The organism is Snodgrassella sp. B3882, from assembly GCF_026535915.1.
GTDB lineage: Bacteria > Pseudomonadota > Gammaproteobacteria > Burkholderiales > Neisseriaceae > Snodgrassella.
The window spans coordinates 312,599-325,250 of sequence record NZ_JAFNPF010000001.1 but is presented as its reverse complement, the minus strand read 5'-3'; the positions used below and the strand labels follow the sequence as shown (position 1 = coordinate 325,250).

At 43.9% G+C, this 12,652-nt stretch carries 10 protein-coding genes; 6 read left to right on the top strand and 4 right to left on the bottom strand.

Annotated elements, in window-relative coordinates; genetic code table 11:
• Window positions 1-393 precede the first annotated feature (393 nt).
• The 3 genes from J3U68_RS01465 to hpaC all read left to right on the top strand — a co-directional run bounded on the left by J3U68_RS01465 (window position 394) and on the right by hpaC (window position 4,454).
• On the top strand, window positions 394-3,237 hold the full coding sequence (locus J3U68_RS01465) for a valine--tRNA ligase (protein WP_267373822.1): 2,844 nt from the start codon (window positions 394-396) through the stop codon (window positions 3,235-3,237).
• A 227-nt stretch (window positions 3,238-3,464) separates the two neighbouring features.
• A complete protein-coding gene (gene hpaR, locus J3U68_RS01460) occupies window positions 3,465-3,914 on the top strand; it encodes a homoprotocatechuate degradation operon regulator HpaR (protein ID WP_267373820.1) in 450 nt (149 codons plus the stop codon).
• A 3-nt stretch (window positions 3,915-3,917) separates the two neighbouring features.
• Window positions 3,918-4,454: a 4-hydroxyphenylacetate 3-monooxygenase, reductase component gene (hpaC, locus tag J3U68_RS01455; RefSeq protein WP_267373817.1), complete on the top strand. Its 537-nt coding sequence runs from the start codon at window positions 3,918-3,920 to the stop codon at window positions 4,452-4,454.
• A 110-nt stretch (window positions 4,455-4,564) separates the two neighbouring features.
• Here hpaC and fba read toward each other — a convergent pair whose 3' ends face one another.
• From fba to J3U68_RS01435, 4 genes are all read right to left on the bottom strand, one after another.
• On the bottom strand, window positions 4,565-5,629 hold the full coding sequence (fba, locus tag J3U68_RS01450; protein WP_267373816.1) for a class II fructose-bisphosphate aldolase: 1,065 nt from the start codon (window positions 5,627-5,629) through the stop codon (window positions 4,565-4,567).
• A gap of 124 nt (window positions 5,630-5,753) precedes the next feature.
• Window positions 5,754-6,689, bottom strand: coding sequence for an ABC transporter ATP-binding protein (locus J3U68_RS01445; protein WP_267373814.1), 936 nt, complete (start codon window positions 6,687-6,689; stop codon window positions 5,754-5,756).
• Complete coding sequence (locus tag J3U68_RS01440; protein ID WP_267373812.1) at window positions 6,683-8,254, bottom strand: ABC transporter permease; 1,572 nt, start codon at window positions 8,252-8,254, stop codon at window positions 6,683-6,685. The genes J3U68_RS01445 and J3U68_RS01440 overlap by 7 nt, the downstream gene beginning before the upstream one ends.
• Window positions 8,255-8,362: 108 nt before the next feature.
• Complete coding sequence (locus J3U68_RS01435; RefSeq protein WP_267373810.1) at window positions 8,363-9,367, bottom strand: thiamine ABC transporter substrate-binding protein; 1,005 nt, start codon at window positions 9,365-9,367, stop codon at window positions 8,363-8,365.
• 342 nt (window positions 9,368-9,709) lie between these two features.
• Between J3U68_RS01435 and J3U68_RS01430 the strand changes: the two genes are divergently transcribed.
• From J3U68_RS01430 to glmU, 3 genes are all read left to right on the top strand, one after another.
• The gene (locus J3U68_RS01430) at window positions 9,710-10,381 is read left to right on the top strand and encodes a pyrimidine 5'-nucleotidase (protein ID WP_267373808.1); all 672 of its coding nucleotides are present in this window, start codon (window positions 9,710-9,712) and stop codon (window positions 10,379-10,381) included.
• A gap of 41 nt (window positions 10,382-10,422) precedes the next feature.
• A complete protein-coding gene (locus J3U68_RS01425; protein WP_267373806.1) occupies window positions 10,423-10,692 on the top strand; it encodes a spore cortex protein in 270 nt (89 codons plus the stop codon).
• A gap of 85 nt (window positions 10,693-10,777) precedes the next feature.
• Entirely contained in the window at window positions 10,778-12,148 is a 1,371-nt protein-coding gene (gene glmU, locus J3U68_RS01420; protein ID WP_267376177.1) for a bifunctional UDP-N-acetylglucosamine diphosphorylase/glucosamine-1-phosphate N-acetyltransferase GlmU, read from the top strand.
• Window positions 12,149-12,652 lie beyond the last annotated feature (504 nt).

Here is a 12,652-nt window from a genome sequence, read left to right as displayed (position 1 = left end):
TGAATGGCCATTTTGGCCGATTAGCTGATGTATGGATTGTCGCGTTTTTTTAGCGCGGTAGTTATCAGGATTAAGTCAGCAAAATAATTGAAGTTAAACATTGTGGAAATATATTTAAGGGTAATGATGTGACGACTTGAGAAAATCGGTCTTTTAACAACATTTTTCTGAAAAGTCTTGATACTTTTTTTTATCGTTTTTATCGTCAAGCTGAAACATTTAGATTAATACATTAAATCAATGGATTATTTATTCTCTTTTAAGCTGACGCTGGACTAAAATTTCTTTTAGCAACGCAATTATACCGAATATAAATCTAAGGTTCTGAACCTTAACCGAATCTATGCGTTATAATCGCTGTCTTATTTTTAGTTATTTTCTAAACCAGTAACCATGTTAAACAGCCAATACTCTCCGAGTGAAATTGAAGCCCGCTGGTATCAGCAATGGGAAGAACGCGGCTACTTCGAACCTTCACTTGATTTAAATAAACCATCATTTGCTATCCAGTTACCGCCACCAAACGTGACTGGTACTTTGCATATGGGGCATGCATTTAATCAGACCATTATGGATGGTTTGACTCGTTATCACCGTATGAAAGGTGAAAATGTATGCTGGATTCCGGGCTCTGATCATGCCGGTATCGCTACACAAATTGTGGTTGAACGGCAACTGGCTGCTGAAAATATTACCCGTCATGATCTTGGTCGAGATGCTTTTATAGCCAAAATTTGGGATTGGAAAAAATTTTCCGGTGGCACCATTACTGAGCAGATGCGCCGAGTTGGTTGTTCAGTTGACTGGAGCCGCGAATATTTCACCATGGATGAAACGCGTGCTGAAGTGGTGAGTGAAGTATTTGTACGATTGTTTCAGCAAGGACTAATTTATCGCGGCAAACGGTTGGTAAACTGGGATCCGGTATTGGGCACGGCCGTATCTGATCTGGAAGTGGAAAATATCGAAGAAAACGGCCATATGTGGCATATTCGTTATCCTCTAGCCGATGACCCTACGCAATCATTGATCGTTGCTACAACCCGTCCGGAAACGCTTTTAGGAGATGTAGCGGTAGCGGTGCATCCTGAAGATGAACGTTATGCTTCGTTTATTGGCAAACAACTGTTATTACCTTTATCTGGTCGTACTATTCCGGTTATTGCGGACGAATATGTCGATAAAGATTTCGGCACTGGTTGCGTCAAAATTACACCAGCTCATGACTTCAACGATTATGAAGTTGGGAAACGTCATCAGACAGCTTTAGTTAATGTTCTTGCTTTAGATGCGACTATTTTGCCACAAGCAGAAGTATTCAATTTCCAAGGTCAAGTGCAGCCAGCCATCAGTTTACCGGCACAGTATGCCGGTATGGATAGATTTAAAGCCCGTAAACAGATGGTTGCCGATTTGCAAGAGCAAGGGTTACTGGTTAAGGTTGAAGAGCATAAGTTGATGACACCGAAAGGTGACCGTACCGGCAGTGTGATTGAACCGATGCTGACCAATCAGTGGTTTGTCGCCATGACACGCACACCGGATAATGGTGTGTATGCCGAACCCGAATCAGAATTCAAAGGTAAAACCCTAACTGAGAAATGTATTCATGCCGTTGAAAGTGGTCAGGTACGCTTTATTCCAGAAAATTGGGTCAATACCTATAATCAATGGATGAATAATATTCAGGACTGGTGCATTTCCCGTCAGCTATGGTGGGGTCACCAGATTCCGGCTTGGTATGATCAGCATGGTCAGGTCTATGTGGCCCGTAATGAAGCAGAAGCACTGGCTCAAGCAGGGGCAGATGCGGTTTTAACTCGGGATGAAGACGTATTAGACACGTGGTTTTCTTCTGCATTGGTGCCTTTTTCTACTTTAGGCTGGCCTGAAAACACCCCAGAACTTAAGGCATTTTTGCCTTCACAGGTACTCGTAACCGGTTATGAAATCATTTTCTTCTGGGTTGCACGAATGATTATGATGACTACGCACTTCACGGGTAAGGTTCCTTTCCATGATATTTATATTCACGGTATGGTGCGCGACCATGAAGGCAAAAAAATGTCTAAATCTGAGGGGAATGTGATTGATCCAGTGGATCTGATTGACGGCATTGATCTACCAGAACTGCTGATCAAACGCACTACTGGTCTGCGCCGTCCAGAAAAAGCTCCCAAAGTGGTTAAAGATACGGAAAAACTGTTTCCAAATGGTATTCCGGTATTTGGTGCCGATGCCTTACGCTTCACTATGGCCAGCTACGCCAGCCTTGGTCGTACCATTAATTTCGATTTCAAACGTGCAGAAGGCTACCGCAATTTCTGCAATAAGTTGTGGAATGCCAGTCGCTTTGTGTTGATGAATGTTGAAAACCAAGACTGTGGGCAAGACGAAACGTTGCCATTAACCTACAGTTTTGTTGATCAATGGTTACTGACGCGCTTACAACAAACCATTAGCGCTGTGACTGAAGCGCTGGATACTTATCGGTTTGATATGCTGGCGCAAACGTTGTACGAATTTATCTGGAATGAATATTGTGACTGGTATGTCGAATTGGCTAAAACGCAGTTACAAAAAGGTGATGCAGCACAGCAACGTGCTACCCGCCGTACTTTGGTCAGAGTATTGGAAACGGTGTTACGGTTATTGCATCCAGTCATGCCTTTTATCACTGAAGAATTGTGGCAAACTTTAGCTCCCTTGGCCAATGCCAAACAAACAGACAGTATTATGCTGGCTGCGTGGCCGGTTGCTGACGAAAGTCTAATCCAACCGCCGGCTATGGAGCAGATGACCTATCTACAAGACTTGATCAACAGTGTGCGCAATTTACGTGGTGAGATGGGCTTAGCCATGAGCGTTAAAGTTCCGCTGTTGATACAAAGTAGTCATGATCTGGGCGATTTACTACCCTATTTACCCATGATGGCTCGTTTAAGCGAAGCGCAACAAGTTGAGCGTTTACCTGAAACTGATGACGCACCGGTTGCTGTTTGTCAGGGTGCCAGATTGATGCTCAAAGTGGAAGTGGATAAAGCGGCGGAACGTTTGCGCTTACACAAGGAAGCGGAAAAACTACAAAAGAAAATTGATAAGATTGATGCCAAGCTATCCAAACCCGGTTATGCTGAAAAAGCTCCGGCACACCTGGTAGAGAAAGATCGTCTCGAACTGGCTGAGCTTGAGGAAAAGATGACTCAAATTTCCAAACAATTGGAAAAATATCAATAATGTTTAAATCAGCCGCCAGCAGGCGGCTTTTTCCTATTTTATTGTTTCAAAGCAATATTTAATCAAATAAATAATATTAGATATAAAACAATTAGTTAAACTAATATAAATTGTATAAAATGATTAAAATAAGTTAATTCATATTTTTATATTTATAAATTAATTAATTTTCTATATATTTATTAACACAATTTGAACCGGATACATTGATAGAATGGAGAATACTGGTGGTTAACACATCTAGATACTCATCCCTGAACATCGTCCTGATTCAGACTCGTGAAGCGTTACTTTCTCACTTTCGTCCCATGCTGAACGATATGGGGATCACTGATCAGCAATGGCGCATTATTCGTTTACTTGCTGAACACGGTATTATGGATTTTCAGGATTTAGCCAAACAGGCTTGTATACTGCGTCCAAGTTTGACCGGTATATTAACCCGGCTTGAAAAACTCAACTTTGTAGTTAGATTAAAACCGTCTAATGATCAACGTCGTGTTTTTCTGAAATTGACCAGTGAGGGTGAACATCTATATGAAAAATTCTGTATTGCTGTAGATGCACGTTATAAGACTCTTGAAGAACGCTTTACTCAGGAAAAACTGCAACAACTGGGTAATTTATTAAAAGAATTTACGGATATTGCTATCGATAATAACGAAGAATCTAATTAACACATGAATCAAACCACTACCAATATCCCTTCTTTATATCGCGATGCGATGGCAAAAGTGGCTGCCAGCGTACATGTGATCACCACAGATGGTGAAGCCGGTCGATACGGCATTACTCTGACAGCCATTAGTTCAGTCACGGATACACCACCGACGGTATTACTGTGTATTAATCAACATGCACGAATTCAACCTATTCTTCGTCGCAACAAACATTTATGTATTAATGTCTTATCCCACACGCAACAAGATGTAGCGGAACACTTTGCTGGTATAACCCCAATTAGTGCAGCAGAACGCTTTTTACAAAATAACTGGGAAACTCATCCGCAATCTGCCCAACCACAGTTACCTGGCGCACTGGCACATCTTCATGGACATATCATTAATAGCCATGACATCGGTACCCATAGTATCTTTTATGTTGCCATAGACCATATTCATGTTACTGACACACACGAGCAACAGGCATTATTGTATTTCCAACGGCAATTTATGCAGACAGCCTTGTTAAGTAAGGTTCCTGAAACAGTGGTCTAATTAATTTTAGTCGAATATAAGATTGATGATTTTGCTGTTTAACTTATGGGGCACGCAAAAAAGGACTATTCCTCAAGAATAGCCCTTGTTGCATACAGTTTCTGATGGGATTATTTAATAATCTGCACCAATTCGCCTTTAGCATAACGATTAGCCATTTTTTCTAATGATATAGGCTTAATTTTATCTGCCTGACCTTGAGCACCAAAAGCCACATAGCGATCAATACAAATCTGTTTCATGGCTTTAATGGTTTCAGTAAAATATTTACGTGGATCAAATTCGGCTGGATGTGTTGCCAGAAAACGACGAATAGCTCCAGTACTCGCCAGTCGCAGGTCGGTATCAATGTTCACTTTACGCACACCGTATTTGATACCCTGCACAATTTCTTCAACCGGCACACCATAAGTTTCAGGAATTTCACCACCATATTCATTGATCACCTGCAACCATTCCTGTGGCACTGAGCTGGATCCGTGCATCACCAGATGGGTATTGGGCAGACGCTCATGAATTTCACGAATACGGTCGATACGCAAAACATCACCTGTTGGTTTGCGCGTAAATTTATAAGCACCATGACTGGTACCTATGGCGATAGCCAAAGCATCGACACTGGTGTCTTGTACAAAGCGTACCGCTTCATCGACACTGGTCAACATTTGATCATGACTTAACTTACCAGCAGCCCCAACTCCGTCTTCTTCCCCAGCTTCCCCGGTTTCCAGATTCCCCAGACAACCGATTTCCCCTTCAACTGAAACACCGCAAGCATGTGCCATATAGACGGTTTTCCGAGTCACATCAACATTATATTCATAAGTAGAAGGTGTTTTCGCATCGCTGAGCAGTGATCCATCCATCATCACGGATGAAAACCCAAGCTGAATGGAACGCTGGCAAACTTCAGGTGATGCGCCATGATCCTGATGCATCACGACTGGAATATGAGGAAATTCTTCTATCGCGGCCAAAATAAGATGACGCAAAAATGGCGCACCAGCATATTTACGCGCTCCAGCACTGGCCTGCACGATCACTGGAGCATTGACTTCATCAGCTGCTTCCATAATTGCGCGCATCTGTTCCAGATTATTGACGTTAAATGCCGGCAAACCATAGCTGTTTTCAGCAGCATGATCAAGCAGTTGGCGCATAGAAACTAAAGCCATGAGAATCTCCGTGAATAAATGAATAGTTGAGCAAAAATAAGTGTAATTATATCACCTTCAACTACTAATGTTATCCATAACGCTAGCCTAACCACGCAAAATATGCCGGCTCAGCTACAGATCATCAGGGAAAAATCACAATTTGTTCCGACCAGATAGTCAGGGGTAACCAATCACCCACATTAACCGGCTGCGTCAATGGCAACCACCAATGTAACAAACCATACTGCGGATGCATTAACTGCACATCATAGTTGGTGGCGGTCAGGTTAACTGTACAAACCTGTAATGGTGTGCCGTGCTGGGCATCATATTGCATCGCAGTTTGGGGAATATACCAATTATCGGTAACATTATCACAACCTAACAGCCGAGCTACCCAAGCATTAAGCGGCCGAGCCAGAAGCTCGGTTACTGTGCCCTGTTGCACCCATTTTCCATGGTGTAGCAGACAAATCCAGTTAGCCATAGCAAAAGCTTCCTTTGGACTATGCGTGACCAATACAGCTGGGCAATGCTGTTGTTGTATTAAGCGCAAGGTCAATTGCTGCAAACTACTACGTAAGCTCGTATCCAGTGCTGAAAAAGGCTCATCCAACAATAATCCCTGCGGCTGCATAATCAAAGCGCGTGCTAAGGCTACTCGCTGCCGTTCCCCGCCAGATAAAACTTGAATACGTTGTTGCGCCAAATCAGCCAGTCCGATTTGCGCTAACAGCTCATAAGCCTGCTGACGAGCTTCTTTTTTGCTGACACCATGCATACGTAAGCCAAAAGCAACGTTTTGCCAAACATTCAGATGAGGTAATAAGGCATAATCCTGAAACATCAAACCCAAACGGCGTTTCTCCGCTGCCCAATTGGTGATATTTTGCTCATTTACCCACACTGAACCGTCATCTGGAGCCACCAAACCGGCAGCAATATTCAGCATAGTCGATTTACCGCTGCCACTTTCTCCCAATATCGCAATCAGTTCACCATCATTAACATCCAAACTTAAGTCGTCTGCGATTAGTTTGTCGCCAAAGTGTTTATGAATGTGTCGCCAGCTCAGCATAGCGATTTTTCCTTTCTGGCAGTACACCACTCCAATAAACTAAAAATCAGTATCGCTACCAACATCAAGATCAGCGTTAAGACCATTGCCCGATCGTAATTATCCTGTCCGGCAATACCAAGATAATGATAAATCAGTGTAGTTAAGGTCTGCCATTCTGGTCGGGATAAAAACAGTGTGGCCGCAAATTCTCCGACACAAGTGGCCGCAGCTAAGGCTAAACCTCGTTGCAATGCCGGCCGCAATAAAGGTAAGGTTACAAATAATAAAACTTGCCAATTTTTAGCCCCCAAAGTGCGGGCAGCTTGTTCATATTGCACCGGCAAACTATCCCACGCAGCCAATACATCCTTAGTAATAAAGGGATAAGCCAGCAAAGCATACGTTGCAATCAACATACTTAAAGATGCGGTATAGTCCGGATAACATAACAACAAGCCAAAAGAAACACATACTGGAGAGGCCATAAAAGGCAAAAAAGTGATACTCCGCACCCATGCCCAACGGTGTGCCAGAGCGGCATGACAAAAACCCAGCAATAATGCCAGTGCCATTGCCAGTACAGTAAACCGAATTGTATTAAATAAAGCCTGCCATGTATCTTCTTCGAGCAAAACCTGCCATGAACTACCGGCTGAGATAGCACGCCAGCCCAATGCTAAAATTGGCATGGCACAGCATAGCAGCAGTAACACTAAAGCCAGCGCTAAACCAAGTTTCTGACCAGCAGACGGAGTCTTAGGTGGCAATACTTGTACCGTTGCTTTAAACGTCGTGCGCTTACTGATCACGGCATACAATAATCCGGCGATTAGGGTGATGGACAAAGCCCACACAACCAGTACACCCGCCTGTGCCATATCCAGCTCATAAGCAATTAACTGGTAAATCTGCACTTCCAGCGTACCGTATCTTTCTCCGCCCAATAATAACGCCAGTCCAAATCCAGAAAAGCAGTATATAAAAACCAGACACATGGCACCGGAGAGCCAAGGCCGCATTTGTGGCCATTCCACCCGAACAAACCGTTGCCAAATATTGGCGCCCAATGTTTGTGCTGCATACAATCGGTTTGCCGGTACCTGACATAAACCCTGATAAGCAGCACGTACCATGACGGGCAAATTAAAAAATACATTGCCATACAACAACAGGTACGGGGTGTCATCCCATCCACGCCACAGCATTCCCTGCGCACCGAAGAGTGCCAATATGCCCATAGCAGCGACCAGCGTAGGCATCACAAAAGGCAGCATAATAAGACGCAACACCCATTCGCGCCCGCGAAACTGTATGCGGGTAATGAACCAGGCTACCGGCACACCCAATAACAAGGTGATAAAAGTACTGATGCCAGCCTGAATTGTTGTCCAGCCCAGTTGCCGGCGCATAAAATCATCCTGCCACACCATGTGGTAACTTTCTGGATCCGTTTGCTGCAACATTGTCCAGAGCGGCAACAACACAACCAGCAGCAAAAAAACCAGAGGCAGCAACAACAATGTCAAAGCCAATAAATTTTGACTGATACGACCAGTTTTCGACCAATTAGACTTCAATTCCATGGATTACAGTTCATGACTATCAATACATTCAAACAGGAAAACAGGGCACTGATGCCCTGAATAATCCGCTAATCCAAATTCTTTGGATACCCGTTGACTAACTCAATGTTATCGTTGCACCACCCGTACCCACTGACTCACCCAATTTTGCTGCTGGGTAGCGATATCACCACTGGGCTGGTTAGCGAATTCGGGTACAGTAACCAGACGCAGGGGCTGCGATACAGGCAGCGACTTAACTGCTGGATAAACCCACATAGATGTCTGAATCACACCTTGTACCTCATTACTTTGCAAAAACTGCACCAGTTTTGCGGCCAGTGCCGGCTGTTTCGCCTTATTGAGTACCGCTGCGCCTTCAACTTGACGGAACACCGCGCCTTTAAAGCGTAAATCACCAGAAGGTGGCACTTTATATTTACCCTTACTGTAATAAACCTCGGCGGCCGGACTGGTCGAATAACTCACCACCATCGGACGGCTACCGCCATTGAGCGTGAAATCAGTGTAATAGGCCTCACTCCATCCCTTGGTAATCTTGACCCCGTTCTGACGCATTTTTTTCCACCACTCAAACGTGGCTTTTTCACCGATACCGCCTATATTGGCCAGCAAAAAGCCCAAGCCGACAGATGAAGTGGCCGGACTGGGCATAACCAGTAAATTTCGATAAGCCGGACTGGCTAGATCATCCAGAGATTTGGGTAAGGCTTTACCCTGTTTTTGGAACCAAGCTTTATCATAATTAATCGTGATGTAGCCATAGTTTATGGCAACCGCATTCGGTAAAGTGACATTGACTGGACGACTAGCTGGCTGATTAGCGGCAAAAAGATTAAATTTTGCTCCCTTTGTCACATTTACGTTATCCAAACCATAAACCGCATCAGCAATCGGATTAGCGCGGGTTAAAATCAGCTTATTCATCATTTCATTGCCACTGCCAACCTTAACCACCACAACCTTAGCATTATTCTGACGTTCAAACCGAGTAATTAAATCTTTCGGCAAAGAAAACGCATTATGCACAGCCAAACGCACTTCAGTTTGCGCTTGTACAGCCAGCGACAGCAATAAACACATCAACCCGCTTAACCACTTTCCAGCTTTCATGCCACCCTCCCTTTATTCGATAAACATAACACCGGTTATCCATCATACCCGTTTTACCAGACAATGTTGCAAATATGATCACTTCTTACATTACGACAATCATCAGTACCTATGAGGTTTAAATAACCACCATACAGTTTTTTAATTCAGCGCCCTGTCACAGCAGTAAGCCCTTGTCTGACTACTCAATACCTGTCTGAAAAACCGCTTATGAATCCAGCTTCATGATGATATAATTCACGCCGCTCCAGCTTTCAAAACAGACTTCCTGTTTTAAATCTATAACTTCAGTTCAGTCAAGCATTTAAATGGCTGCCATCGATTTCATCACTCTTAACTATCATGACGTCCCATTACTGGTTATTTGATTTGGATAACACCTTGCATGACGCGGATGCGGGTATTTTTACCATCATCAATCAACACATGACCGCTTATCTGTCAGCCCAATTAAACCTATCCCATAGCCAAGCTTCCGCACTCAGGCAACATTACTGGCAAAAATATGGTGCCACATTGGCTGGTCTGAAACAGCACCATCCACAAATCAACCTGCAAGACTTTTTATTGGCCAGCCATCCGTTGGAAATTATTTTGTCACATTTGCAGCCTATGTCTCACTTACAGCAGACTTTGAGTCAATTACCTGGCAAGAAAATCATCTTTTCCAATGGACCTAAGCATTATGTAGACGCTTTGATCCACGCCATGCAGATACATCACCATTTTCATCAGCTAATCGGTATTGATCAGATCAATTTTCTGTACAAACCCAATCCACAGGCTTATCAAAATGTCTGCCAGCAACTGAATATCCATCCAAGACAATGCATCATGGTGGACGATAGCTTAAATAATTTGCACACAGCTCGAACTTTAGGCATGCGTACCATCTGGTACGGTAAACAAACCTATCCGCAGGCACATACCGACGCCATTGCTGCCGATATGCCGGCTCTGTTAAAAATTGCCCCGATAATATTGCAAACAGCTATACGCCATCGTGCAAATTGACTACAATAAAGAATAAACAACAACACCATAAGGGTGACACTATGCGCGCAGGAATCTTCTTAATCTGTGGCTTATTGGCTCTAAGCGGCTGTACATGGGAAACCTATCAGGATGCCAGCGGGCAAACCAAACTGCGTCAGAAATATGAACCTGGAACCAGAGTAGTTTATCAGGATGGTACTTATTCCAATAATATGCGTTACAACAGCATGCGCCCTGAGCCACATGCCATGAAACCCACAGTTGGTGACGTTAACGAAAAACTTCCGGCCAATACCCACTGGCAACGTTCAGATCGTTACGCCGAATAAAACCCTTTTTTTCTTATTTTCTCAGGTTGCCGTAGTGATCCATCATTCAGGCAGCCTGTTTTACTATCTTATTCAAGCTGATTTTATGTCAACACCACAACTGAACATCGTCATCCTGGCTGCTGGTAAAGGCACCCGCATGTATTCCAGCCTACCAAAAGTATTACATGAAATTGGTGGCATAAGCATGCTGGAAAGGGTTATCCACACAGCACAAAGTCTCAATCCAGATAGTATCAGCGTCGTCATTGGCCATGGTAAAGATATCGTTCGCCAACGGATTCATGCCCCAGTAAATTGGATTGAACAAACGCAGCAACTGGGAACTGGACATGCCCTTAAAATGGCTCTACCGCACCTGGCGCCACAAGGTAAAACACTGGTTCTCTATGGTGATGTTCCGCTGATTGATCAGCAAACTCTGCAAGATTTACTTAACGTGGCAGGAAACGATATCGGTTTATTAACCGATGTGCTGGACAACCCCAGCGGCTACGGCCGCATTATTCGCCAACAGGGGCATGTCGTGGCCATTATCGAAGAAAAAGATGCCAGTGCTGCCGAAAAAGCCATTACCGAAACCAATACCGGCATCTTCGTCTTACCCAACCATAAACTACCAACATGGCTCAATGCCCTGCAAAACCATAATGCGCAACAGGAGTATTATCTTACCGACGTCATTGCTTTGGCACAGCAGGATCACATTCCCGTGCACCCTTTACAGGTACGCGCTTCCTATCTTGCCGCTGGTGTGAATAACAAACTTCAACTTGCCCAACTGGAGCGCATCCTTCAACAACAGCAGGCCACTGAATTAATGCAAGCAGGCGTGACCCTACGCGATCCAGCACGATTTGATCTGCGCGGTACAATCAACCATGGTCAGGACGTAATCATTGACATCAACGTTGTGTTGGAAGGAGAGGTAAAATTGGGCGACAACGTCACGATCGGTGCTAACTGCGTCATTAAAAATAGCGTGATCGGTACCGGTACCACCATCTTGCCTAACTCTCATCTGGATAACTGCTCCATAGGTAATCATGCCCAAATTGGTCCATTTGCCCGCCTGCGTCCTCAAGCCCAGCTTGGCGACAACGTGCATATTGGTAACTTCGTAGAAGTTAAAAACAGCACTATTGGTACCGGCAGCAAAGCCAATCACCTAACCTATCTGGGCGACACCAGTATTGGTGAACACAGCAATATTGGTGCCGGCACCATCACCTGCAATTATGATGGTGTAAAGAAACATCGCACCCAAATCGGCAACCGCGTTCGCATAGGTTCCGGTAATATGCTGGTGGCCCCGCTTATCATTGGTGATCGAGCAACCACCGGTGCCGGCAGCACCATCACGCACAACTGCCCGCCAGATCAATTAACTTTGGCACGCAGTCGGCAGAAAACCATCACGGAATGGGTGCGACCAGAAGCCGAAAAAACGGAGTAATAAACCGCCTCGGCCGCTTTAAAAAAGCAGTAAAAGCGGCTGAGGTCTCTAATTCTATTTTGAACAGCCAAAGTGACAAACAACCACATAAAATCAAATAGCATCTGTCTTCTGCCCGATACCGCTTAATCCAAATTGACAGCCAGCAAACATCAGCCTTAACCGCTACAGTTATTAGCTTTACCATAGCCATCAACGCTGCATAAGCCGAGCAAGATGTCTTCTACTTAAATTTCAATCAATTGCTCAAATCCTTAAAGCAGCCATTGCACTGATCAAATTAATTCGTCATATACCAATTTATGATTATTATTCAGTAATAATGTACAAGAATAACCTATCCGACCATTTTTTTGATTTTCCTCAACCAGATACAAATTCATAAAAACATAAAAGGTGATTGGCTTTTTGTACAGCAAAACAGAAAACAGAAAACAGAAAACAGAAAACAGAAAACAGAAAACAGAAAACAGAAAACAGAAAACAGAAAACAGAAAACAGAGT